Raw genomic sequence first — 24,521 nt, forward strand, 5'->3', positions numbered from 1 at the left:
GGATTTCGTTAAAGAATTATATATTGGTTCAGAAAAACTATCTCTGAAATCATACCTTCTGCATCCATTACAATTTCATCGGCAAACTTTTGCAATTCATCTAAATCTAAGTGATTTAGTTGTTCATCAATAAGACTATCAATTCCATCAGCATGTACATCAACATTTATCAATAACAGAATGAGTATGATAATAAATATTTTTCTCATGTCTTACCACCTTCATGGCATGATTTTTAAAATAATGTCAAATAATGCTGCATAAATTGGTACTGCTATTGCCATGATCAAAACCTTTCCTGCAAACTCAATTTTTGAAGCTATAGAACCTTCTCCTGCATCTCTACATATTTGTGCACCAAACTCTGTTATGTAAGCTATTCCTATAACTTTTAGTATTGTTGAGAAATATAAAATATCTATTTTGGCCTTCACTGCATACCCTTTTAACACCTCAAGGATTTGATTAAATCTTCCAAGCAATGATATAAATATAACCAAACCTGCTACTATACTTAACTTTAATGCAAACTCTGGCCTGTATTCTTTTAAAATAGTAGAAAGAATTGCTGTTATTATACCTAACGCAACAATTTGCATAATATCCATACTTTTCACCTACAATTGAAACATGGTTCTAACAGTATCAAAAAGACGGCTGATTAGGCTAATTACCATCATCAAAACTACTACTATACCTGTCAGAGTTGTCATCATAGCCATTTCTTCTCTGCCGGACCTGATTAGTACATTATTTAGCACTGCAATGACAATTCCTATAGCCGCAATTTTAAAAATCAAATTTACATCCATCCGTAAACCTCCATTAAACCAAAATAATCAATATAGCTGCGCCCAATAGAAAACCCATGCTTTTATACATTTTTTCATTGTTTTTTCTTTCGTCTTCAGCTATTTTTTCATGATGTTCCAATTGAGCATAAATAAGTTTGAAGTGTTTTTTCTGGTCTTCCGTATCAGATTTACCAATTATCCTACCAAAATTTCTAAGCAATTCTTTGTCAGACGGACTTAAGCTAGATTCACAAAGATTATTAACTATTGCTTGATTCCAAGCTTCTTCCATACTAAAAAATCTTCTTTCAAGCAAATTTTCAGATACTGCAAGAAAAAAACTTTTCCATGGATTATCACTTTTGCAACCTACATTATAACAAGCATAGGGAACAGGAGTAGAACCATATACAATCTCTGTTTCAAGCATTTGAAGCGAAAATCTTAACTTTCTTATTTCTTTAGGTCTAATGCTGTATTTGCTGGATATAAGTATTCCAAGCAAGCTGCTTGAAATGATTATCAGTAAGGCACCAATTCCTTTAATCATATACAATCTACCTCCTGCTAGGTATTTAAATATAGTATCCTTCCCTCCCTGTCATATATTTTCTCAATAGTGCCTACTCCTTTGCTTCTCCCTAGGACTAAAATTCTTTCAAAATAGTTACTATGTAATTTTTTCAGTTCAATTTTCCTAAACAGGTCATCTATATCACTGCCATGCATTGTTGCAATTATTTTTACTCCAGCATTTGCTCCTTCCATTAATGCATCTGCATCTTCTTTTCTTCCTATTTCGTCTGTAGCTATAATGTCCGGCGACATAGATCTTATCAGCATTATTATTCCTTGTGACTTTGGACAGGCGTCCAATACATCTGTTCTTATACCTACATCATTCCTTGGTTCTCCCAAAAAGCAGGCTGCTATTTCAGATCTTTCATCCACTAATCCAATTTTGAAACCTTTTATATTCTGCGATTTTATTCCATTGCTCAACTGTCTTACTATATCTCTTAACAAAGTGGTTTTTCCGCATTGTGGAGGTGATATTATTAAAGTATTATATATGCTTGAATTTCCAGCTATAATATAAGGTATGGCTTTATCTGCTGCTCCAATAATTTCCTTTGCTATCCTATAATTAATAAAGGAAATGTCCTTGATAGTTTTAACATTTCCATCATCTATGACAGCTCTACCGGAAATTCCTATCCTATGCCCTCCAGGTATAGTAATATAACCATTTTTTAGTTCTTCTCCAAAGGAATACACGGAAAAACCTTGAATTATCTCTGAGGCCTTCCTTATATCATCTTTAGTGGTTATATAAGCATTTTTAATTTCTTTTGTTAAATAACCCATATCATCAATAAAAAAATCCCAATCACTTCCTGATATTATTAGCGGTTTACCCAATCTAAGCCTTATTTCCTCAGCCTGGTGAATTTTATTGCTAGTGCATTTTCTTATAAGCCATTTTATTTTAGGCGGCAAAAAATCAATTATTTCATCCATAGTATTCTTTATTTGCAAGTTTGTCCTCTCCTCAAATTTTTATTAGATTTGTACTAATAATATGACAGCTATTATTAAAAAATTACGTTTTGGAGATAAAAACCAATAAAAAAGCTTCTGAGAAATATTTCTCAGAAGCTTTAAACTAATAATTCTAATCATCACAACAACAATCGTGGTCACAGCACTCCATATCTATTTCAATTGGCTCGTTGCAATTTGGGCAAAGAACTTCTTCTCCCTTATCTAGAACTTCTTCGTCTAAATATACATATTCATTGCAGTGAGGACATTCTACTTCTATAAAACCATAATCATCATAATCGTCCTCTTCATCTTCAAAAAGCTCATCCTCAACATTGGATAAATCCTCATCAATAGCTTCAACATATTCATTTAATTCTTTCTGGGAATCATTTAACTCATTTATAGCATCAGCAAAATCGCTGAGCACTTCAATGATGTTTGTGATTACCTTTCCTTCCTTGCTGTTTTCTTCAATGCCTAAACCTTCGACTAAACCTCTCAGGTATGCTACTCTTTCATATAAGTATTCCATAGGGTTCATCTCCTTCTTTTTACTTTTTATTATTCCACTAAAGCCTTTCCATATACTCCCCGGTTCTTGTATCAACCCTGATCCTATCTCCAGTGTTAATAAATAATGGAACATTGATCACTATACCGGTCTCTAATGTTGCAGGCTTAGTAGCTCCTGTTGCTGTATCACCTTTAAAACCAGGTTCAGTATGAGTGACTTCTAGTTCAACGAAATTCTGTGCTTCAACAGAGAAAGCCTCTCCCTTATAGAACTTTATTATAGCTGTATCATTAGGTTTTATATACATAATAGCATCTTCTACCTGTTCTTTGTTTAAAGGTATCTGCTCATAGGTCTCATTATCCATAAAATAATATAATCCGCCATCTTCATATAGGTATTGCATTTCTTTTCTTTCAATATGAGCTTTAGGATACTTATCTGTTGGGTTGAAGGATTTTTCTATAACTGCTCCAGTCATTATATTCTTAATTTTTGTCCTGACAAATGCAGCACCTTTACCTGGCTTTACATGCTGAAAATCAACTATTACATACACTTGCCCATCCATTTCGAAAGTTAGACCTTTTCTAAATTCACTTGCTGATAACATAAAATATTCCTCCCTATAAACCATATAAATATATTATTACCTCTAAGAGCATAAAAATTACAATTCAATTAGCTCCTTAGGTGATTTACTGAATACGATCGGACCATCTTCTCCAACTACAACCAAATCCTCTATTCGGACGCCGCCGAATCCAGGTATGTATATACCGGGTTCATCAGTTACTACCATGTTTTTTTCTAAAACTCTATTTCCTATTGGTGAGAGTCTTGGTTCTTCATGTATAGCTAATCCTACTCCATGACCTAATCCATGTCCAAAATTATCTCCATAACCTGCATCACTGATTATGTCTCTGGCAATCTTATCAATATCCTTACCTAACACTCCTGCCTTAATATGTAATAAAGCTTCTTTCTGTGCTTTCAAAACAATGCTATATATCTTCTTTTGCTCTTCGTTGGCTTTACCTACAACTACAGTTCTTGTCATATCTGAACAATATCCATTATATACACATCCAAAGTCCATGGTCAATAAATCTCCATGATTAATTTTCTTCTCTGAAGCAACCCCATGAGGCATTGAAGATCTCAGACCAGAAGCTACTATGGATTCAAAAGAATTTCCGGAGGCTCCATTTTTTCTCATAAAATATTCGAGCTCTAATGCAATATCCATTTCAGTAATACCAGGCTTAATGTAATCTAATATATGAGTAAAAGCTAAGTCAGCAATATATGCAGCTTTCTTAATGTTTTCAAGTTCATCATCATCTTTGATAATTCTTATTTCTCCTGAAGATTCCTTTAGCGGAATCATATTTACTCCAATAAGCTTTTCTTTTAATTTATCATAAAATCCAACAGTCATATAGTCATCTTCGTAGGCAAGATTTTTTATACCATATTTTTTTATTGTATCAGCTAAATACTCAGTCAACGGGTTCTCATTTTTTATGATTTCATAACCTTCACACTGCTGTGCAGCTTGCTCAGTATACCTAAAATCGGTAACAAAGCCAGCCTGATTCATGCTAATGATTACATATCCTGTAGTTCCTGTAAACCTGCTTAGATACCTTCTGTTTTCAGGTGAATATGCAATAATTCCATCTGCATCAATGGATTTCAGAATATCTCTCATTCTAGCTATTCTTACATTCATTATTATTCCCCTCTCAAAAAACTCTCTTTAATATTATCATAATTTTTCCTATAAGAACAGAAAATATTTATTATTTCTTTTGCTATAATTGAAGGAGTTTTATCATCAACTATTAATTCAATATCAGCCTGCTTATAGAAGGCCATCCTTCTATTATACAACTTTTCTATCATGCTTCTTTCCTCATCCTTTAATAAAGGCCTGTTAGGAGGGATTCCTTTTCTCAATATTGTATCCACTGAAGCATTAAGAAAAAATACCATGCCTATAGCTTTCAAATTTCTTATGTTTATAGGATCCAAAAAAGCTCCTCCACCGGTTGAAATGACCTTGTTCTGTAAAAAATGGAGTTCCTTAATAACTTCTCTTTCAACAAACCTAAAATATCTTTGTCCATAGTATGTAAATATATCTTCAATTTTAAGGCTTAATTTTCTCTCAATTAATACATCGGTATCGACAAAGTCCATACCTGTAATATTTGAAATTTCTTTCCCAACAGTTGTTTTTCCACATCCGCTAAAGCCAATAAGTATAATATTCACTATTCTTCACCAGCTTGATGCCTAGGATTCTTTCCAACAATCATAGCAGCTTTAATTATTGCAGTCTCAACATCTACTTCAAATTGCATTTCCATCTCATTTAGCTTGGAGTATAAGTTTCCTTTATCAGTAACTACATAACGAGGTGGCAATTTGTTTAAAGCAATTGCTTTTATATCCAATTTACATTTTTCACATCTGCACATATCTATAGAATCCAGAAGCTTATTTAATTTTGAATCTACTACTTCCTCCATATAATTCTTCAAATAATACATAATTATCCCCCTTTTATAATAAATAGGATGGTTTAATTTTTAAGAAGTACTCTTCCCGTTCCAGGAACAACAGTTATCTCGCAATACTTTCCATTAGTATTATTGACCAATGTTATTGTACCGCCACTAGTTGAAGGTGCTCCGTTAAAGGAGAAGGCAATCTGACTGTCTTTAAAATTCTGATATAATGAAAATTTGCTGCCCAGGCTTACTTCCTTAACTTTTTTTGTCCCTTCCAGTATTGAATATTTTGTTTTTTGGAAGAACACTCGTAAGTTTTCTCCCTCAGTCATTTTTATATACCTTACATATCTTATATCATCCCTTAATGCTTTTGATATTTCCATAAGTTTATAATTACTGGTGTCAATTTTAGGTAATGAAAAAGTCATTAGTAAAGAAAGCATACCTATAACTACAATTAACTCAATAACAGTCAATCCTTCATAGCTTCGAAATCGTTTCAATTTTAGACCCTCCTGTTAGAGTTTCTAAAAAAATAGGAATTTTCAAATGTTAGAGTACACTCATCAAGAACAAAATTTATACATATGTAAATTCCATCAGCTTCATTGTAATTTTTGTGCAGGGGTATTGGTTCAACTTCAATATTCTGAATAAAATTTCCTACTTCATCTGAAGCTCCTCCCATAGTTCCAATACCATATTTCAGATTATAGCAATCATTTTGAGGATCCTTCGTCAGCGCAAAAATATAGCCTTTATCCTTATGATCAGGAGAATTCTTAAATATTATTTTTAATATAGAAACCTTTTCATTTGAATTATGTTTCTGTAAACCCTTTGAATCTTGCAAATATATAACACCAGTAGACTGTATTATTTTTTCTTCCATAAAATCAAATATAAATTGAGCTTGTTGTTGAAGCTCGACTTCTGCTTCTATATTCTTAATAATATTCATATTTGAGGCAGTGGAAGTAAAAACCAGTAAAATAAGAATACCAAATATAGGTATTGTCACCAGCAACTCTATTGTTGTAAATCCTTTTTTATCAGACAATATTTCTGTCAAACTGCTAGCTTTCCAATTTCCAATCATAAATATATATCAAATCCTCAGGCTCAATTGTATTACAAGATGATTTATCTTCAGGTATCAGGATGTGGCATGTCATCTTAATTTTCCTTTCTATTTTTTCATCTATACAACTTGCTACAATCTCCAACTGAAGAAAATCAATCTTATTAAAGATTTCTGCCTCAATGAATATGTTGCTATTGTTATAGATTATATAATTGCGATTATCTTTTAGAAAATTTATTAAGCCAATATTATCCGATAAATCTTCGCAATTACCCAATAAAAAGTTCAAATAGGAGTTTATGAAATTTTCTTTATCATGAGCATACCCAAGAGCTGATTCTATGTATTCTATAGCAATCGCATATGCTTCATTCAAAGCCCCTTCCGCATTATATTGTGCTTTCTTTACTCTTCTGTTTATATGCTTCATTTTGTAATTAGTAACCGATGTAGATAATAAGACAGTACCTGCTGATATTACCGCAGAAGTCATAAGCAAAACCAAAACCAGTATTGCTCCTTTGTTGGCCTGCTTCTTTTTTAGCATATTCCCATCTCCACTTATCTTGTGATCTTTATACTTTCCAATGTTTCTAATAGTTTTTCATTCAAATATACTCTGACTATAATCCTATATGCTCTATCCTTATAGTCTTCAATCATTGCAACATCCTCTTCTATTGAAAAAACATCATATTCATAAGTATAGGTACCTGCTTCAATATTAGGCATAGCTTTAATTGATTCAAGTCTATTCTGTGCTAAAATCAATGCCTGATATCTATTCCTTGAATCATGAGAACTTTTAACAATTGTAACGATAAGAGTTGAAATTGCCAAGAATAAAATAAGGAATATAACAAGAGAAAAAATTGTTTCTATTAAGGTGAAGCCAGAGCTTAACTTTCTCTTTCTCATCTTAATCACACCAATATTGTTCTCTGCAATTCTCTTTATATATTCACTATGAATTGTATAAATCCTCTATTTTTCCATGAAATATGTAAAAAAATTAAATATTATTTACACTAATTATTAAATAAATGAAAAAAAGAATTCAACCATGTTTTTAATTACTTCCTACATGATTGAATTATTGTTAATACTATTCATTTAAATAATAAAGCAAGTACACAAATTCTGCTCTTGTAATATAGTTATCCATAGATATATAGCTCATAGGCAACTTATCTTTGTTTTTCATGATTTTCTCCTCAATATCGCGCCATGAGAATTCAGAACTGTCTGTTGCAGCTTTCATCAGTTCTTCTATCTCTTTATATGATATTGGGCTATTAGTTTCTCCTATTTGTATAATATTCTTATTGTATACTTTGCTTAGATATAATATTGCCTGGCCCCTAGTTAATGGTATATCAGGTCTGAAGGATTTATCCTCATATGTGTTTACAATACCCCTTCTCAAATATGCAACAATTTCGTCCTTTGCCCAGTGTCCTCTTAAATCACTAGCATTAACAGATTTGTTGTCTATTAAGACAGCGTAGATGACACTATTATTATTTAGAGTCACAGGATTTATATTAGTGAATATACTATTTTCATCAATTTTGCTCGGCATATATACCCATTGTTTGTCAGTATACTTGTAAATGCCACCATTATCAGGTCCATAATACTCAAAGCTTAGCTTAATAGATTTATCTTGGTTTAATGTGTTTGATGAATTTATAATTTTTACATTATAATAATCAGACACCTTTATAAATTGATCTCTCTGAGGCATTATTATATCATTACTAGCAGTATTCATCTTATCTATAGATACTACAACTTCATTATAAAAAACACCTTTGTCTATTTTTAGCGAGAGATTATTGTCTCCTGATATAATCTCACCTCCGCTTATGGGTACAATTTCTGTAACACTTTTGCTTAAAAATCTATCAAAGCCAGCATCTTGATACATATTAATGTAGCCTGTTCTAAAGCCTTCCCTGAATCCGCTAATAAAACCCTGTTCATATCTGTCTTCCTCATAGAAAAGCTTATATTCACTTATGATATCATTGTCACTGAAAAAATGCCTGCTGTAGTTATTGCTCGTTCCAGTATTAATATCGATAATAGCTAAACTCTCTCCCCTAGACCTTCCAATTTCCTTTCCATGTGAATATCCTTTTTCAAATACTAATGTATAATATTCAACGTTTGCTGTCCTGTAGGTTTCTTCATAGCTGTTTTTATAACTGAGTTTAAATGATACGATAAAAGCATCTGAATAATCAGAACAATCATTATCCAATGAAAACATTGATATTAATTGCTTATCTGTAGGTAGATCCTTCTCCCAGTTGCTTTCATTGTCATTATAATAATCATATTTTCCCCAATTTGAGCCCAATATTGCCCCAAACTTTTCTCCGTCTTTGGTTCCTTGGCTTAAAGCAGTATTATAGGGTTCATATTTTGCCAGCCTATATCCATATTCGTAGCCTTCTTTGTATTTGGTTTTAAAAGTACTTATAAAGTTATTCTTGTAATCGTTTGGTTCTTTCATTAAATCAAAAATATCTATAATCTCTGATGTAGTAGGAATGTTTCTTGTCCACTTATTTGATTCTCCCTTATAGAAGTCAAGGTACCCATGAGATTCTCCTATAGTATATCCTAATACTTCAGGATAATTTGTAGGTATTTCTTTATTACCACTTGGATTATCATAAGCCATATTATAGCCTTCTCTGAATCCGGATTTATAGCCTGATATAAAGTTAGATCTATATTTACTGTTCTCACCATCTAAATTATACATTTCAATGATCTCTGTACTATTTGGCATAGCTCTAACATAATTTTTTTTGTCTCCATTGGCATAATCTATCTCTGCAGCTTCTATACCATCAACCCAACCATTGGTGTAACCAAGTTGATATCCTTCATCCTCCGGACCTGCATACACAAATAGCCCAGGAAAGATCATAAAGATATATAAAAATAGTGTAATAACTGCAATATGTTTATTGTTTTGTTTCATTATATCATCCTTTCTATCAATGAGATATAACTAGTACCTTCCCGGCCTTTAACTCATCGTTGATATCTAAAGCATTGTCCTTCGCCAATTTTGTGTGGTAGGACTCAGTATTATAGAATTTTTTGCTGATGGTTTTCAGTGTATCTCCGGGTTTAACCACATAAAATATATAGTTATGTTCTTCTAGAACTTCATTTTTTTTATTACTTGGGTAATCTGCTTCAATTTGGTCAAAGAGCATAACTCCGTAATCATCTCTATTGGGTTCTAACTCAAAGTATATTCTGTCTAGTGTTAATGGATATATATTTATATCCTGGGGCGGTGAAGCAGATATAAACTGCCAGCCTGTCCAATTTACTCCTTTGGCTAATTCTAGATAAATCTTTCTTCCATCCATATCTTGGAATCTCATGCCAATGGTTACAGGAGAATAACCATATCCATAAGCCCATATTCCAACAGATTGGGGAGGGTACTTAAGAATTATATTCTTATGATCTAAAACTATATAGGCTCTTTCGGTTTCATAGGTTGTTGATATAAAGTACTCAGCCCTTATAGAACTTTTTCCAAACTTTCCATTATTAAATATTGCTACTTCACCGGTCACATCGGTACTAGTACCCATAAAATATATTTCATCTGATTCTAAATCATATACTAAATCTCTTTTTTCTTCATCTGTATAAACCTCATTATCTTCCATTATTTCTGCTTTTTCAAATCCGTCAAAAACCTGAAAAGGGTCTGATTTACTATATCCACTATAGGCATTGATATAATAGTAATCGCTATTGGCAGTATTTCCATTTCCATAACTAAATGCACTCAATAAAATTTGACCATTGATCACATTATCCTCTCCACCCCTTGATATGGATAAATAGTCAACCAATAGCTTTTTTGAACTTTTTCCTAATGCATTTAAAAAAGATTCCAAAGCATTATAATTACCCTTGAAAGGAAGTGAAACTCCAATAACGTTTACTTCCTCCAAGCTTTCAGAATCTAAAGGTGCCGGCTGTGAAAAGCTCATACTCGTAATATTCAAATCACTGCCCTCAATAATTGTATTTAATAAATGCATCAAGCCTGGCTGATCTATGCTGTAATAATACTTCTTTGATTTTTCATGTATATTGTCCTTAAGGCTTTCTTCTTCTAACTTTAATTTATCATCTTTTGATATTATTTGCTCCATCATATTTAGCTCTATCTCATAATTTTCTTTTTCTGTTTTTAAGGCTTCAAGTTTACCTAGCTGGGGTATAAATAAAAACTGATATGAAATCCAAAATAACAGTGTAACAAATAGTATGAGGAGAAGATTTTTCTCTTTTTTACTCATAGTAATATTGAGTTTAAATCCATTACTGAACTTGAATTTCTTTTCCAACGATTTTCTCCTCCTCCATAAAAATACTAAGATAAAAACTGTAATAACCATCCTCTACTACAACTTCAGGTATAAATACTTGGGAAAAATCATCATATTGGCTGAGGTTGTATTGAAACTGGCTAATTGAATCCTTATCCTTTGATTTTCCTTCTATCCTTATGCTGCCACTGTTTATTAATATGGAATCAAAGAAAAGATTTTTAGGAATGCTAGCTCTAATATTCTCTAATAATGACTCATTAATGATATCTCGTACACTTACATAATCATCAAGAGCATTTAATGTTTCTAATCTATCTTTAGCAAGCCTTATATTCTGTTCCCTGTCAGAAATATCTTTTATTTTTTCATCCTTGCTAAGCAGATAATACTGTTCCTTTAAAGAACTTACTTCGACACTCAGTTTTCTAATTAAGATAAAATTGCGTAAACCAAAGATTATGATTCCCATTATAAAAGTTCCAATTAAACTATAAAAGATAACGTATTTATTAGGTATTTTGCTTCTTTTTTTATTATAGGATGAAAAAAAATTTAAATCTCTCATGACGCTACACCTCATCATCCCTCATTAGTGTGCCTATGCAATTAATATACTTATTCAAATCACTACTAAAGCTAATTTCATCTACACTATTTAACACTATTGTAGGGATACCAAAATAATTGAAAAACAACTTGTCTACTCCTTTGATATTTGACAGTCCACCATACAATACCAGTTTACCTATTTCATTGTTTATGTCCTTAGACAAATAGAATTTAAAAATACGGTCTATCTTGGAAATTATACTTTCTATACTTGTCTTGATAATATTTATATATCGGTTATAATCAGAAAATCTATCATCTACCAAGCTTACATCTTCAATATCAGATTTTAACGGCAGTAATTCATCTTTAGTAACAGCTATAAGACTCGTAGTATTATTGTCCAAAGTTATTCCACCCATATCTATAGTCCTTGTTGTCTGTATGACCCCTTTATTTATAATCGTTACATTTGTACTGTCATAACCTAGGTCTATTGCAGCAATAGTCGTTTGTGAAGGTTCAAAGCTTTCATTAATGGTTTTTATGAATTTAAAAAACTTCCAAACACAATTTGGTTGATAGTCCAATATTGAAGGCTTAAGCCCAAGCTCTCTCACTAAATCATAATGCATGTCCACCATATCCTTAGGTATTGCTACTACCAGTACATTCAACTTCTCTTTATCAATGTCAATGAATTTATCTATTATCTTATGCTGAATAATATATTTACTGTAATCCATAGGTAAATGCTCAGGCAGTTGATACTTTAGCAAACCTTCGATTTCTTTACTTTCTAATACAGGGAATGCAATTTCCCTTGTTATAATGGCAGTGCTTTTTATACTAAGGCAACAGATACCTGATTTAATACTATTTCTATTCAATGCATCCTTTATAGCGTCTATTAAAGCGTGTTGATTTCTTATATAGCCATTCATATAAGCATCCTTTGGAGTGTCAAAGCTAAAAGCTTTATTTATCTTAATTTCATTCCTTCTTCTACTGCCTTGCACTGCTTTTGTTTCGTAGGATCCTAAATCTATGGATATAACGTTATTGTTCCATATAGAAAATGGCTTCAAATGAAAATCTCCTCTCTTATTTCCTTATATTTACTCCATGTTTTTCTGATAAATAATTCCTAACTTTGATAATTTCATCCTCAGACAATGCGGCATCATATATTATTATTTCATAGATATTATTATTAACATTGGCATCACCAATGATTAGCTCAATTGGACTTCTATTATCAACTGTATATGAAAAACCTGCATTCAATTCTTCCTTATTATCGTTTCTATCTAATATAAGCTTCATATTTCCGCTGGAATATAAAGCTGTCACGATATATTTATCATTTGCAAAAGCATTAGAAGCTTGAGTAATGTTCTTAATTACACTATTTTGCTGTTTTATTGCAAATCCCAGCTTACCATCGTAAAGACCAATTTCCCAACCGTTTTCATTATTTGTTCTTCTTCTAATGATGTTATAACTATTGACTGATTCTTCAGAAACATTTCTATAAACTATAAATGCTGTAAAAGAATTTTTTGTTGTTGGGTTAAAATCTATTTTTAATGAGGTTTTGTCGAAATTTAATGCTTTACCGTCTTGTTCAAAATAGGAAAGCTTCATTTTATTTAAAGTGCTGTAGCCTGGAGTAAATACTCTGTTTGTGGAATAATCCTTCCATTCTGATATATCTCCATCATCAGGAATAAAAGTATCATTTCCATCCCTAAGAGTATAGGAATCCATATGAAAAGATAAACTATTCAATACTGGCGGTCCCATAATATAAACAGGTTTGCTATCCACTTCGGTACCAAATCTCCCTAATCTATCAATTGGTGTTACCGAATAAACTATATGTCTTCCGACAAATCTTCCTAAGTCCCCTAGTATAGTACTATCATTTTCTATTTGCAGATAGTCTGCAGGAAAAATAGGAAATCTTTCACCAAACATGCCTTCATTTTCATTATTTATTTCATCTGGAACATACCCATCAAATCCTTCATTGGATACATACCATCTATTAAGTTTCATAAATAGATACTCTTTATTTTTATTATCCACCTCACTAGTTCCAGTGAGTTTTTCACCGCTATATGGATATAAAGGACCAACAGGATTTATTTTAACAGAATCTGTTTTAATAATTGGCAGTTTTTCTTCCGTGTCTACTTCATTAGGAATGAATACTCTTATAGTGTTATTACCAAAGCTTGGTTGAGTTATAAGCACTCCTTTTATTTTCTTTCCGAATAATTGATACTCTGTTTTAAAGAATCTAGAGTCATATTGTTCTTCCTTTTTCATTTTAGCTATTTCAATGGATTTCTCAATTTGCTGCTGAGCCGTAAAGGTTTCCTTTGTCATCTTTCTTCCTTCATCAATTACAAATAAACTATGATTGAAGGATGACAAAAATACTGCACCGATCAAAGCAATCAATGAAATCGATAGAATCACCTCAATTAATGTCATGCCTTTATTGTTTTTCATATGTGATCAATCCTTTTTCTATTCTTTAGGTCCATAAATATGCCAATAATCATCCAAAATAATATTTTCTATTGCATGCATTGCTTCTCCTAACTCGTCCCCGTCTTTAGCATTATATGGCAATACTATCCTTCCACTTGAAGCAAGCTTTTGCTTAATTATTTCGAAATTATCTTCTTCCTGAGAATTGTCATCATTGGTGAAAAAACCGACTAGGAATATCTTCAGGTTTTCCATTCTATCTTTATCCATTCTTTCAACCATTTTATCAATGTAGTTCATTCCAGCTTCTATGCTGCTTGTCTTTTTTTGTCCATCACCTGTTATTTTAAACCCAGATTTCATACTACTAATACTGTTATTATTAGATATATTTCCACCATAGCTTGTAATATCAAGAACTTTGCCATAGTACCATCGATACGGAATTATAATAAAGTAGTCTTTTTTATAATTGTAATAATCATATCCGTTGTAATTCCATATCTGCCCTCTATTACTATCTTGCTTTATAGCATTTTCATCTGAATGATCATATTGAAAGGCTCCATATGTAGGTACTCCATCCATTAATAAAATCATATACTTATTTGCTTTCTTATGGGATTCATCTATATCATTAAAATTCATCAGCATATGATATGCTCTTCTAATACCATCACCCACATTGGTTCCGCCTCCTGCCTTTAATTCATCAATTTTATTGGCTAATGAGTCATCTGCAGCAGACTTCAATGGTATAGGATCATGAGCTGTTGTGTTAAATTCAACTATTCCTATTTCTAGATTCGATCGATCTGAAAGTTTATTGAGATAGTCCTTGGTGACTTCCTTTAATGCTTCAATTTTCTTTATGGTATTTCCATTGAAAACTGTGTTATCGCTCATGCTTCCTGATGTATCAAGAACAAAGGTTAAAGCTCCTGATACATCCTCAGTCATAGGCCTGTCTTCCAACCTGTAAAACATTACTGTAGCAGGTTCCTTATGATTTCCTCTGTTAACTACCTGGAGGCTGTTCAAAGCCTCTATTTCTGTCACTACTTCATTGACTTTTCCTTTTGAATCCTCAGAAATTAGCGTCATATTTACCATATTATTTTTTGCATTAGACATTGGTCTATTAAAAAACAACTTATATATAATATCTGTAGGAGCTATTATTCTTTTCACTATGTAGTAATAGTTACCATCATCATCTTCATTATAAATGAAGTTTCTAATTTCTTTTCTATCTTTGCTTAAGGTTATAAAACTCCATCCCTTGTATTTTTCTTCAATGGCTTTTTTATACTCTATTCCTCTGCCTTTGTTATTCATATAGCTATTGTCTACTTTTACAGTGTTATTGTAATGGCTGTCAAAATCATAGATATTATCTGTAAAGACATCTTCAATAGACCTGTGCAGGAATACAGAACTGGCTTTCATTATATAATTTGACATTTCTTCTATTGATGTTCTAATATTCGACTGAGCAAGATGTTCCTTATTTACATAAGCATTTATCCTCTCTCCCAGACCTGAGAGGGAAAATCCTACTGAAATAACTATAACTGATATTGTTAAAGTCAATAAAACCTCTATAAGAGTTAATCCTTTATTATTCTTTAACATAATTATTCTCCTTATTTTTCTATCCATTTTTTCAACTCAGGATAGTTTATGGGAAAGGACATTTGCAGTGTTTTAGTTTCCTTGCCATTACCGGTTATACCCTTTGATGTAATCAGAATGGTCTTGCCGGATTCAGTTATATCTACTCTTACTTCAGCTTTTTCACCATTACCTCCAATGGTTATCTCTTCAGGTCCTAAGGATTTGATACTTCCGCTTTTGAATTCACCAAGTAAATCCCTTTTTGAAGTATCTGTGAAAAGTGCTGCATAAGCTGCTTCAACTCCAGAGTATGCAATATAATAAGCTTGCATATTATTAGCCTGATAAGCAGCCTGCTTTGTGTTGCTCATACCAGTAAAAAGAGCTGGTATAGTAAGTATGGATAATACCGAAAATATGGTAACAACCATGAGCAATGCTGAGCCCTTATTTGATTTTATCAAATTTATAATCTTTGACATCATAAACACCACAATATTTTACATAATTAATTTTATGTAAAGCAATATTATACTTTCTCCCCATAAAGCGGAGATGAAAAAGGAAATATTGATGAAGGGACCGAAAGGAATGGTGTCCTTTCTACTCTTCCTTCCAGATATTAGAAGTAATAATGATACTGCAGCTCCAATGATGAAGGATAATAATATATTTAAAATAGTTTTTTTCAATCCCAATATAAAGCCCAATATAGCTATTAGCTTTATATCACCTCCACCCATGCCTCCATTAGATACCAATGCTATTATTGTAAATAACAATCCAGCAGCTAAAAAACCTATGAGACTGTCTAATAGGTATATGGGTATTCCATAAATATAATAAACTGTAACTCTATATAAAACAGTAATAATGATAACTAATACCAGTAAAATGTCAGGTATTATTTGATGATAAAAATCAATGATGCTAATAACAAGCAATATACTGATAATAATACTAAAATACAGAAAATCCAATGATAGTCCAAGATAATAAAATAATATTGAATATATAATTCCGTTCAACAACTCAATAATAGGATATTGAGGGGAGATATCTCCCCTACAATATCTGCACTTTCCCCTGAGGAATAAATAGCTTAATACAGGTATAAGATCATACCATTTCAAAGGAGTGTTGCAGTATGTGCAATGAGATGATGGAAACACTATGGATTCTTCTCTTGGTATTCTGTATATGCATACATTTAGAAAGGAACCTATTATGGTACCTAATATGAATATAATTATATACATCTGCAGCCTCCTTTGGTTAATATTAACTAGATTCACTAAATAGAAATAGATTGGAAACAGTAATACTCTTTTAATCACCTATTCAATAATAATACTAATTGGTCAAATAATTATGAGTCTGAACCAGGTGTTTCTTCTGTGCTATCTGCAACATCAATATCTCCATCATCACCCACTATTGCTTTACCTGGTTTTACAGTAATTTTGCCTTCTTCATTAATTGTTACTTCATATGGTTCTCCGGCTTTAGGTGAAGTTGAAGGAATGCCATTTGGTACATTCGGCCATTCTTGAACAAAGTCTAGCATATCATTACCGCTATCACCTGGAAATGTTTTCTCCTCTGAAGGTAATCCCTTATCAGCTATATACATATTTGCCGCACTTTCAAGAGTTCTGATATTTGAGTTGTGAGCAGTTACTACTGCTGTCTGTCTTGATTTGTTCAATCTTGGTACAGCTATGGATGATAATATCCCCAATATTGCAATTACAACTACCAATTCAACTAATGTGAAACCTTTTTTGTTATTAATCTTTTTTACAAACCAATTAAACATTTACATGCCTCCCCAAATTATTCAAAATAATTCCCTAGTTCAATATGCTTGTCCCTTAAATTTACATCCCTCCCCGTATATATATGATAAAGATTTTATATTTGAATGGTGTTGACCATTTCAAACATTGGCAGTGCTATTGCTACAACTACAAAGCCTACTACCAGAGCCATTATGACCACCATAATAGGTTGTATCAACTCTGTCATTTTCTGCAGAGAGGTTTCTACCTCTTCATCATAAAAGTCAGCGCTTTTATTTAATATATCGTCTAAAGCTCCCGATTCCTCTCCCACCTTTATCATTGAGTCTACCATGGGTGGAAAAACAGCAATATTCTTTATAGTCCTGGATAAAGGTATTCCTTTTCGTACATCTTCTTTTACTTCTTCGAGTTTCATTGATATATATCTATTTCCTATAACTTTAGATACTATGTCAATTCCTTGTATAAGAGGTATGCCGCTTGCCAGCAAAGTAGATAAAGTTCTTGTAAACCTTGATGTAGCTACTTTAATATTGATGTCCTTTATTATAGGTATTCTAATTTTAATAATATCGAGCATCATACCGCCAACATCAGTTTTACTATAATAACCTAAACCCATAGTTATAGCAACGAAAACAACTATATACATGTACCAGAAATCATTTATAGAGTTGCTTATGTTGAGCAGCATTTTTGTAGGACCAGGCAATTCTATTCCGCTGCTTTGGAACATGCTTATAAATGTCGGCATCACAGCAACAAGCAAGAATACAACTACTGCTATGGCAACAACTGCCAATACTATAGGATAGACCATAGCTCCTTTTATCTTGTTTTCAATCTTATTTTCCTTTTCATAATGGAAGGCCATTCTCCCCATAATAACATCCAAGCTTCCACTCATTTCTCCTGCTTCTGCCATATTAATGAGTATATTAGGAAATACCTTTTCTTTGTTTTTCATAGCCTCTGACAGAGTCATTCCCTTTTGCACACTATCGTAGACTTCACCCACTGCTTTTCTTAGCAGTTTATTCTCACATTGTTTTTCCAGTACATCGAGACATTTTACTATGCTTACACCTGCATTGAGCATGGTATAAAACTGCCTGCAGAATACTGCCAAGTCTTTCTTTTTTACCTTCGCAAGAGTAATACTTTTGCTTGCACCACTGTTATATGTCTCTTCAATATGTATGGGCATATATCGACTGCTTTTCAGCATAGCAACTACTTCAGCTTCACTTTCTGCTTCATGAATGCCCTCAATAATGCTGCCATTATCTGCAACGGCTTTATATTTATATTGCAAAGCATATCACCGCCCGCTTATAATATAAACTTTTTTAAAATATCAGGATTTGTAGCTTGCGTTAAGATTGTATCTCTATCGATTAACCCTTTTTTATATAGGTTCAAAAGAGAGTTGTCAAAAGTCTGCATTGAATATTGAGATCCAGTTTGTATTACTGTATCTATTTGATGGGTCTTTTCTTCTCTAATAAGATTTCTTATGGCAGATGTGGCAATCATTACTTCAAAGGCCGCAACTCTGCCCTCTCCATCCGCCCTTGGAAAAAGCTGCTGTGAAATAATCCCCTGTATAACTGAAGAAAATTGAATTCTTATTTGCTGCTGTTGATAGGGCGGAAATACATCTATTATTCTATCTACGGTTTTAGCAGCTCCCAAGGTATGAAGTGTAGATAACACTAGATGTCCCGTCTCTGCTGCTGTAAGCGCTATGCTAATAGTCTCAAGATCCCTCATCTCTCCTACTAAAATCACATCTGGATCTTGTCTTAAGGCTGCCCTTAAAGCATTTGCAAAGCTTCTTGAGTCATTGCCAATCTCCCTTTGGTTTACTATGCTTTTATTATGCCTATGCAAGTATTCTATAGGATCTTCTAATGTGAGAATATGGCAATTTTTTTCTCGATTTATCAAATCAATCATAGTTGCAAGGGTTGTGGATTTGCCACTTCCAGTAGGACCTGTAATTAATATGAGTCCTCTTGGCATAAGGGCTAAATCTCTAGCTACAGGGGGAACACCAAGCTCTTCCATAGTAGGTATGTTGAGGGGAATTATTCTTATAGCTAAACAAAAACTTCCCCTTTGCTTATATACATTGACTCTGAATCTGGCTACACCTGGAGCTGAATAAGATGTATCTATTTCACCTTTTTCCATCAGCTCCTTGAGCTGAATATCATTCAATATGTCCTTTACCATTTTTTCTGTCATTTGAGGTGTTAATGCTTCTCCTCCTATTTTTATCAATTTACCATTTATCCTGTAAATTATGGGCACTCCAACTGTAAGATGAATATCTGAAGCTTTTTTCTCAACACCATCTCTTACTATATTTAAAATATCCAATTTATGACCTCCTAATCTATGGTAAAACCTACTTTTAGCACTTCTTCCATGGATGTAATACCTTCCAAAGCTAAATTTACTGCATTTTCATACAATGTAGTCATACCATTTTTTATAGCTGTATTTTTTATCTCGTCTGTAGTACCTTTATTATCTACAAGCTTTCTTATTGTTTCATCTATGTAAAGCACTTCATGAACAGGTATTCTCCCTCTGTAGCCCTTTATGCATCGATTACAGCCGTTGGGTTTATAAAGCTTTATATCCCCAGTATCTGCAATACCCAGCATTCTTTTTTCCTTATCACTGGCAATATAACTTGTCTTGCATCCATTGCACAGTCTCTTAACCAATCGTTGAGATATTATACCTATGACAGAAGAGGATACCAAATAAGATTCTATACCCATATCAATAAGCCTGACCACAGTTGAAGCAGTATCATTAGTATGTAGGGTAGACAATACAAGATGCCCTGTTATGGATGCCCTTACAGCTATTTCAGCTGTCTCTGAATCCCTTATCTCTCCTACCATTATTATATCTGGGTCCTGCCTTAGTATAGATCGAAGTCCGCTTGCAAAAGTTAATCCAGCCTTTGTATTTACTTGTACCTGATTAATGCCATGAAGTTTATATTCTACTGGATCTTCTACAGTTATTATATTTTTTTCTTCCTTATTCAGTTCTTTCAGGATAGCATACAAAGTTGTAGTTTTACCGCTACCTGTAGGGCCTGTAACCAATATTATTCCATAGGGCTGTCTTATTATTTTGTTAAACAGCTTTAAATTATTATTTGAAAAACCTAAATCTTCTTTACCAATGTTAAAATTATCTCTGTCCAGCAACCTGATGACAATTTTTTCGCCATAGACTGTAGGAAGGGAAGATATCCTCATATCTATAGCTTTATTTTCTATCTCCATTTCAACTCTTCCGTCTTGAGGTATTCTTCTCTCAGCTATGTCCATTCTTCCCATAATCTTTATTCTTGTAACTATAGCCATATGGCTTTTCTTTGAAAAGCTCATAATCTCCTGGAGGTCTCCGTCCAGTCTGAAACGAACTCTTATGCTGTTTTCGCAAGGTTCTATATGTATATCACTGGCTCTCATGGTTACAGCTTGTCCGATTATAGTGTTTACCAGCTTAACTACTGGTGCACTATTCACATCTGATAACTCACTTTCATCTAGATCGTCCATCCTGTTAGGCACAAAGCTTTCTTCAAACTCTTCTATTGCTTTTTTTGTTCCTTCCTGTGTATAGTATTTATTTATGGTCCTGGTTATTACTGATTTAGAAGACAGTGCAACCTTTACCTTCATGCCTGTTAAGAGTTTAACATCATCGATTGCAAATATATTGAGAGGATCGCTCATAACTATAAGCAATTCTCCATCTATTATATCTATAGGAATCAAATCATATTTTCGTGCTATATTCTCTGGTACAAGTGCAGTGATTTTAGGATCAATATAATAATAGGATAAATCTATAATTGGGATGTCAAGCTGCTTTTCCAGAATTTCCAGAATATCTTCTTCCTTTACATATCCTAGATCCACCAAGACTTCTCCAAGTCTTTTAGTTTTTATTTTCTTCTGTGTGTTTATAGCTTCATGGAGTTGTTTTTCAGTTACCTTACCGGAACTTAGCAGCATATCACCAAGCCTAAGATTTCTTTTCAATTTATCACCCTCTCGCTGCTACATGATTACCCAAGTCTATGTATACTAAAAAAACCAACTAATACAAAATAGTCGGTTATGTTACAACTACACTATGTTTAAGCTCCTAACTTAATCCATAGTACATAAGTCCTATCTCCATAGTACTCTTATATTACTATGAGACTATATTCTATATTTCTTGAAAAAATCCTGCAATTTTTTTAAAATAAATCTAAAAATTGGCGATTATCTACAACAATTTTGGTCAAGGATATTATTTAATACAATTCTCTCTAATTTGCGCACAAATCGGGTCCATATAAACTCTTTCGAGCTCATTGGAGCAACAAGAATGGTGAACAACCCTAAACGATTGCCACCAAGCACATCGGTGAAGAGTTGGTCACCAATAACTGCAGTATTTTGTTTATTTGTATTTAGAAGCTTCATAGCCTTTAAATATGGGGTTAATTTTGGCTTTCCTGCCCTATGTATAGATGGCAGGCTTAGCATTTCATTAAATTTATCCACTCTTTTTTTCGTATTGTTAGATATTATACATACTTTAAACCCTTGTTGTAGTATATCATCAATAAAATTTATTACCTTAGCATTTGCCTCTTTCACATCCCAAGGTACTAAAGTATTATCAATGTCAATTATTATGCCTTCAATGCCTCTTCTCTTTAGTTCCTTATTATCTATAAAAAAAACAGACTCATAATATAGATCTGGCATTAATAGTTTTTTCATACTACACCTCTTAGCTCTCCAAGTACAACTCCTTATAGAGCTTTTTGATAGCTCTTTTTTCTATTCTGGAAACATATGATCTGGATATACCCAGCATATCTGCAATTTCTCTTTGAGTTTTACATACTCCGTTTAAAAGACCATATCTTAGTTCCAATATTTGTTTTTCCCTGTCTTTCAAAATTGATTCCATTTTCTGATATAGTTTTTTTATTTGAATTTTTAACTCCACCTCATCCAATATTAAATCTGCGTCGCTTCCCAGTATGTCTATAAGTGATATTTCATTGCCTTCCTTATCTATGCCTATGGGTTCATTTATAGATACTTCAGACTTTGTCTTTTTTGATGCACGAATTGTCATTAATATCTCATTTGCTATTATTACATTGAGGTAACAAATCTTCATCAACTAGGATTATATCAATTTTTTCTCCATTCCACAATATTTGAGTTATTATAGACCTAATAAAACATCTTCTTACTCTAATATTCATTGAATTCCATAACTCATCCTTAATAAATCCCAGCTGGAGAATTCTCATTATTTCTTTCATACTTTCTATTATTTGAAGGTCAATTCTATTTCCATTAATGTTCTTATTTTGGCATTTATCCTTTTTACTCTTTTCCTTTCTCTCGCAAATATAATAATATACCTGATTCCCATCAGCAGTATACCTCTTCATGGATTTTGGTCTCATGAAGCTACCGCATTCTTTACATTTCAGGATTCCAGACAGAAGAGCATGAGAACTATTTTCTCTTTTATAAGCATGAGATTTGTTTTTCTCCAGCAATTTCTGAACTTCAATCCAGTCTCTGCCAGGTATAATACCCTTATGCTTACCTACAGCAATTATCCATTGGTTCACATCTCTATACTTAATGCTTTTATTCTCTGCTGATTGCTTTGTTTTGTTGTATCCTATAAGCCCATTTATATCGTTAAACTCACTTAAATCGGAACAAATGCTATATCCTTTACGTTCCAAGTATTTGTAAGTGTCTTTATCAGCTATTGCATATACAGGGTTTTTTAAGATCAGCTTAATAGAGTGTCTATTAAAATCCGCTCCGTTTTTTGTCTTTTTGTTATTATTTATTAAATAGTTCTCTACTGCAGATAGAGACTTTAATTCTAAAAACTTATTATATATTTCTTTCACTAGCAATATTTCTTTTTGTATTGGAATCAGCTTATATTCTTTTTTTTCTTTTTCTCCTTTTTCCTTTGTAATAATAGACTCTGATTTAAAACCTGTAGGAAGTTTACCTCCTAGCCACCGTCCTGATTTAGCAAGTTGCAACATATTATCTTTTATTCTCTCTGCTATTGTTTCCCTCTCCAGTTGTGCAAATACAGAGGCAATATACATCATAGCCCTTCCCATAGGAGTAGTAGTATCAAACTGTTCTCTGATAGATACAAAACCTATATTGTCTCTACTTAAGATTTCTATCAGATTAAGAAAGTCTAGTACATTTCTACTTATTCTATCTAATCTATAGCATATTATTAAATCAATTTTCTTCTTCTTTATGTCGGTTAACATCCTTTGGAACTCAGGCCTCTTAGTGTTGCTGCCCGAGAATCCTTCATCTTCATATATTATTAAATCTTTATCATCGAAACCAAGATTCTTAACAGCATATTCCTTGCAAAGCTGAACTTGATTCTCTACACTCTCTCCTTTTCCTGTGTATTTACTCTTCCTGGAATATATGGCAACTCTCAATTCTCATCAATCCCCTCATGATGAACAATACTTTCCATCATTTCATCGTACACTTTTTTCTTTTCTCTCTCGCTGATTGATAAGAATCTGATATGTTCTTTAAACAATTTATCGAAGGCTTCTATAACCCTTTTCCTTAATTTATATATACCTTCTTCTGATTTAGGATAATGAATCTCTATAATATATGCTTTTTGCAACCTAGACATAGAAAACCTCCTTATCTCACATATAACAGAATACTAAGTCTACTTCAATTTATATGTGAAATAAGGGGGTATTATGTTCCTATCATGTGAGTATTGCATTTTCTATGCATCTGGCAGCATAGGTAGCAAGCCTTGTACCTTTTTCCCCTTTGAAGGTAACAATTGCTTTTATAAGACCTATTGTTCCTATAGATATGAGATCATCACTTTCCTTACCACTGCTGAATTTTTTTACTATATGTGCAACCAGTCTTAGGTTTCGTTCAATTAATATATTCTTTGCGTCTTCATCACCATTCTGGTAACGCTCCAGGTAATACTGCTCTTCTTCAGGAGTCAGGGGCTGCGGGAAAGAATTGGTACTTTGAACATAGCCAAAAAGCAAAATAAGATCCTTAAATGCCTCTGCAATCAAGGTACAAATCAATAGCAGCATGTT

At 32.7% G+C, this 24,521-nt stretch carries 29 protein-coding genes and 2 pseudogenes; all 31 read right to left on the reverse strand.

The genetic code is table 11. The features are described from left to right. Positions 1-8: 8 nt before the first annotated feature. Positions 9-209, reverse strand: a complete 201-nt coding sequence (locus ACESM9_RS03315) for a hypothetical protein (protein WP_372995270.1) — start codon at positions 207-209, stop codon at positions 9-11. A 12-nt stretch (positions 210-221) separates the two neighbouring features. After that, on the reverse strand, positions 222-608 hold the full coding sequence (gene spoIIIAD, locus ACESM9_RS03320) for a stage III sporulation protein AD (protein WP_372995272.1): 387 nt from the start codon (positions 606-608) through the stop codon (positions 222-224). Positions 609-617: 9 nt separating this feature from the next. Beyond that, the gene (spoIIIAC, locus tag ACESM9_RS03325; RefSeq protein ID WP_255227339.1) at positions 618-812 is read right to left on the reverse strand and encodes a stage III sporulation protein AC; all 195 of its coding nucleotides are present in this window, start codon (positions 810-812) and stop codon (positions 618-620) included. Between the two features lie 13 nt (positions 813-825). Next, positions 826-1,344 (reverse strand): stage III sporulation protein SpoIIIAB, encoded by a 519-nt coding sequence (gene spoIIIAB / locus ACESM9_RS03330; RefSeq protein ID WP_372995275.1) that lies wholly within the window; start codon positions 1,342-1,344, stop codon positions 826-828. A 17-nt stretch (positions 1,345-1,361) separates the two neighbouring features. Further along, positions 1,362-2,333 carry a stage III sporulation protein AA gene (gene spoIIIAA / locus ACESM9_RS03335; RefSeq protein WP_372995277.1) on the reverse strand — a complete coding sequence of 324 codons (972 nt, stop codon included), beginning with the start codon at positions 2,331-2,333 and terminating at the stop codon, positions 1,362-1,364. 136 nt (positions 2,334-2,469) lie between these two features. Next, positions 2,470-2,874: a CD1247 N-terminal domain-containing protein gene (locus ACESM9_RS03340; protein ID WP_372995279.1), complete on the reverse strand. Its 405-nt coding sequence runs from the start codon at positions 2,872-2,874 to the stop codon at positions 2,470-2,472. A 37-nt stretch (positions 2,875-2,911) separates the two neighbouring features. Then, positions 2,912-3,469, reverse strand: a complete 558-nt coding sequence (efp, locus tag ACESM9_RS03345; protein ID WP_372995281.1) for an elongation factor P — start codon at positions 3,467-3,469, stop codon at positions 2,912-2,914. 57 nt (positions 3,470-3,526) lie between these two features. Continuing rightward, positions 3,527-4,594, reverse strand: coding sequence for an aminopeptidase P family protein (locus ACESM9_RS03350; protein WP_372995283.1), 1,068 nt, complete (start codon positions 4,592-4,594; stop codon positions 3,527-3,529). A gap of 2 nt (positions 4,595-4,596) precedes the next feature. Further along, entirely contained in the window at positions 4,597-5,139 is a 543-nt protein-coding gene (locus ACESM9_RS03355; RefSeq protein WP_372995285.1) for a shikimate kinase, read from the reverse strand. Next, the gene (locus ACESM9_RS03360) at positions 5,139-5,417 is read right to left on the reverse strand and encodes a late competence development ComFB family protein (protein ID WP_372995287.1); all 279 of its coding nucleotides are present in this window, start codon (positions 5,415-5,417) and stop codon (positions 5,139-5,141) included. The genes ACESM9_RS03355 and ACESM9_RS03360 overlap by 1 nt, the downstream gene beginning before the upstream one ends. A 32-nt stretch (positions 5,418-5,449) precedes the next feature. Continuing rightward, entirely contained in the window at positions 5,450-5,884 is a 435-nt protein-coding gene (locus ACESM9_RS03365) for a Tfp pilus assembly protein FimT/FimU (RefSeq protein ID WP_372995289.1), read from the reverse strand. A 2-nt stretch (positions 5,885-5,886) separates the two neighbouring features. Then, positions 5,887-6,441, reverse strand: a complete 555-nt coding sequence (locus ACESM9_RS03370) for a PilW family protein (protein ID WP_372995291.1) — start codon at positions 6,439-6,441, stop codon at positions 5,887-5,889. 16 nt (positions 6,442-6,457) lie between these two features. After that, entirely contained in the window at positions 6,458-7,012 is a 555-nt protein-coding gene (locus ACESM9_RS03375) for a hypothetical protein (protein ID WP_372995293.1), read from the reverse strand. 14 nt (positions 7,013-7,026) lie between these two features. Then, on the reverse strand, positions 7,027-7,383 hold the full coding sequence (locus ACESM9_RS03380; RefSeq protein ID WP_372995295.1) for a prepilin-type N-terminal cleavage/methylation domain-containing protein: 357 nt from the start codon (positions 7,381-7,383) through the stop codon (positions 7,027-7,029). Positions 7,384-7,570: 187 nt separating this feature from the next. Then, complete coding sequence (locus tag ACESM9_RS03385) at positions 7,571-9,463, reverse strand: S-layer homology domain-containing protein (RefSeq protein ID WP_372995297.1); 1,893 nt, start codon at positions 9,461-9,463, stop codon at positions 7,571-7,573. Between the two features lie 16 nt (positions 9,464-9,479). Beyond that, positions 9,480-10,862, reverse strand: a complete 1,383-nt coding sequence (locus ACESM9_RS03390; RefSeq protein WP_372995299.1) for a LysM peptidoglycan-binding domain-containing protein — start codon at positions 10,860-10,862, stop codon at positions 9,480-9,482. After that, positions 10,837-11,412: a PilN domain-containing protein gene (locus tag ACESM9_RS03395; protein ID WP_372995301.1), complete on the reverse strand. Its 576-nt coding sequence runs from the start codon at positions 11,410-11,412 to the stop codon at positions 10,837-10,839. The genes ACESM9_RS03390 and ACESM9_RS03395 overlap by 26 nt, the downstream gene beginning before the upstream one ends. Positions 11,413-11,416: 4 nt before the next feature. Further along, positions 11,417-12,484 (reverse strand): pilus assembly protein PilM, encoded by a 1,068-nt coding sequence (pilM, locus tag ACESM9_RS03400; protein ID WP_372995303.1) that lies wholly within the window; start codon positions 12,482-12,484, stop codon positions 11,417-11,419. A 16-nt stretch (positions 12,485-12,500) separates the two neighbouring features. Continuing rightward, on the reverse strand, positions 12,501-13,916 hold the full coding sequence (locus ACESM9_RS03405) for a prepilin-type N-terminal cleavage/methylation domain-containing protein (RefSeq protein WP_372995305.1): 1,416 nt from the start codon (positions 13,914-13,916) through the stop codon (positions 12,501-12,503). An 18-nt stretch (positions 13,917-13,934) separates the two neighbouring features. Beyond that, positions 13,935-15,533 carry a VWA domain-containing protein gene (locus ACESM9_RS03410; protein ID WP_372995307.1) on the reverse strand — a complete coding sequence of 533 codons (1,599 nt, stop codon included), beginning with the start codon at positions 15,531-15,533 and terminating at the stop codon, positions 13,935-13,937. Positions 15,534-15,544: 11 nt separating this feature from the next. Then, positions 15,545-15,997, reverse strand: coding sequence for a hypothetical protein (locus ACESM9_RS03415; RefSeq protein WP_372995309.1), 453 nt, complete (start codon positions 15,995-15,997; stop codon positions 15,545-15,547). Positions 15,998-16,015: 18 nt separating this feature from the next. Then, a complete protein-coding gene (locus tag ACESM9_RS03420; protein ID WP_372995311.1) occupies positions 16,016-16,774 on the reverse strand; it encodes a prepilin peptidase in 759 nt (252 codons plus the stop codon). Positions 16,775-16,884: 110 nt separating this feature from the next. Further along, complete coding sequence (locus tag ACESM9_RS03425) at positions 16,885-17,334, reverse strand: type II secretion system protein (protein ID WP_372995313.1); 450 nt, start codon at positions 17,332-17,334, stop codon at positions 16,885-16,887. 95 nt (positions 17,335-17,429) lie between these two features. Next, on the reverse strand, positions 17,430-18,635 hold the full coding sequence (locus ACESM9_RS03430) for a type II secretion system F family protein (protein ID WP_372995315.1): 1,206 nt from the start codon (positions 18,633-18,635) through the stop codon (positions 17,430-17,432). A gap of 17 nt (positions 18,636-18,652) precedes the next feature. Next, entirely contained in the window at positions 18,653-19,705 is a 1,053-nt protein-coding gene (locus ACESM9_RS03435; RefSeq protein WP_372995317.1) for a type IV pilus twitching motility protein PilT, read from the reverse strand. An 11-nt stretch (positions 19,706-19,716) separates the two neighbouring features. Further along, positions 19,717-21,399: a GspE/PulE family protein gene (locus ACESM9_RS03440; protein ID WP_372995319.1), complete on the reverse strand. Its 1,683-nt coding sequence runs from the start codon at positions 21,397-21,399 to the stop codon at positions 19,717-19,719. 228 nt (positions 21,400-21,627) lie between these two features. Continuing rightward, entirely contained in the window at positions 21,628-22,134 is a 507-nt protein-coding gene (locus ACESM9_RS03445; protein WP_372995321.1) for a YqeG family HAD IIIA-type phosphatase, read from the reverse strand. Between the two features lie 10 nt (positions 22,135-22,144). Beyond that, positions 22,145-22,516 (reverse strand): annotated as a pseudogene (locus ACESM9_RS03450) (sigma-70 family RNA polymerase sigma factor); the annotation flags it as partial. Continuing rightward, entirely contained in the window at positions 22,506-23,873 is a 1,368-nt protein-coding gene (locus ACESM9_RS03455) for a recombinase family protein (RefSeq protein ID WP_372995323.1), read from the reverse strand. The pseudogene ACESM9_RS03450 and the gene ACESM9_RS03455, both read right to left, overlap by 11 nt. Continuing rightward, positions 23,870-24,082, reverse strand: a complete 213-nt coding sequence (locus ACESM9_RS03460) for a hypothetical protein (RefSeq protein WP_372995325.1) — start codon at positions 24,080-24,082, stop codon at positions 23,870-23,872. The genes ACESM9_RS03455 and ACESM9_RS03460 overlap by 4 nt, the downstream gene beginning before the upstream one ends. Before the next feature lie 88 nt (positions 24,083-24,170). Then, positions 24,171-24,518 (reverse strand): annotated as a pseudogene (locus ACESM9_RS03465) (sigma factor); the annotation flags it as partial. Positions 24,519-24,521: the final 3 nt, after the last annotated feature.

Source organism: Lutispora sp. (assembly GCF_041687175.1).
In the GTDB taxonomy this organism is placed as follows: Bacteria; Bacillota; Clostridia; order Lutisporales; family Lutisporaceae; genus Lutispora.

Bases quoted from the DNA above. Each gene is read 5' to 3' on its own strand.
- ACESM9_RS03315 (WP_372995270.1), bottom strand. From the start codon at position 209: ATGAGAAAAATATTTATTATCATACTCATTCTGTTATTGATAAATGTT.
- spoIIIAD (WP_372995272.1), bottom strand. From the start codon at position 608: ATGGATATTATGCAAATTGTTGCGTTAGGTATAATAACAGCAATTCTT.
- spoIIIAC (WP_255227339.1), bottom strand. From the start codon at position 812: ATGGATGTAAATTTGATTTTTAAAATTGCGGCTATAGGAATTGTCATT.
- spoIIIAB (WP_372995275.1), bottom strand. From the start codon at position 1,344: ATGATTAAAGGAATTGGTGCCTTACTGATAATCATTTCAAGCAGCTTG.
- ACESM9_RS03340 (WP_372995279.1), bottom strand. From the start codon at position 2,874: ATGGAATACTTATATGAAAGAGTAGCATACCTGAGAGGTTTAGTCGAA.
- efp (WP_372995281.1), bottom strand. From the start codon at position 3,469: ATGTTATCAGCAAGTGAATTTAGAAAAGGTCTAACTTTCGAAATGGAT.
- ACESM9_RS03350 (WP_372995283.1), bottom strand. From the start codon at position 4,594: ATGAATGTAAGAATAGCTAGAATGAGAGATATTCTGAAATCCATTGAT.
- ACESM9_RS03360 (WP_372995287.1), bottom strand. From the start codon at position 5,417: ATGTATTATTTGAAGAATTATATGGAGGAAGTAGTAGATTCAAAATTA.
- ACESM9_RS03375 (WP_372995293.1), bottom strand. From the start codon at position 7,012: ATGCTAAAAAAGAAGCAGGCCAACAAAGGAGCAATACTGGTTTTGGTT.
- ACESM9_RS03380 (WP_372995295.1), bottom strand. From the start codon at position 7,383: ATGAGAAAGAGAAAGTTAAGCTCTGGCTTCACCTTAATAGAAACAATT.
- ACESM9_RS03385 (WP_372995297.1), bottom strand. From the start codon at position 9,463: ATGAAACAAAACAATAAACATATTGCAGTTATTACACTATTTTTATAT.
- ACESM9_RS03395 (WP_372995301.1), bottom strand. From the start codon at position 11,412: ATGAGAGATTTAAATTTTTTTTCATCCTATAATAAAAAAAGAAGCAAA.
- ACESM9_RS03405 (WP_372995305.1), bottom strand. From the start codon at position 13,916: ATGAAAAACAATAAAGGCATGACATTAATTGAGGTGATTCTATCGATT.
- ACESM9_RS03410 (WP_372995307.1), bottom strand. From the start codon at position 15,533: ATGTTAAAGAATAATAAAGGATTAACTCTTATAGAGGTTTTATTGACT.
- ACESM9_RS03415 (WP_372995309.1), bottom strand. From the start codon at position 15,997: ATGTCAAAGATTATAAATTTGATAAAATCAAATAAGGGCTCAGCATTG.
- ACESM9_RS03420 (WP_372995311.1), bottom strand. From the start codon at position 16,774: ATGTATATAATTATATTCATATTAGGTACCATAATAGGTTCCTTTCTA.
- ACESM9_RS03425 (WP_372995313.1), bottom strand. From the start codon at position 17,334: ATGTTTAATTGGTTTGTAAAAAAGATTAATAACAAAAAAGGTTTCACA.
- ACESM9_RS03445 (WP_372995321.1), bottom strand. From the start codon at position 22,134: ATGAAAAAACTATTAATGCCAGATCTATATTATGAGTCTGTTTTTTTT.
- ACESM9_RS03460 (WP_372995325.1), bottom strand. From the start codon at position 24,082: ATGTCTAGGTTGCAAAAAGCATATATTATAGAGATTCATTATCCTAAA.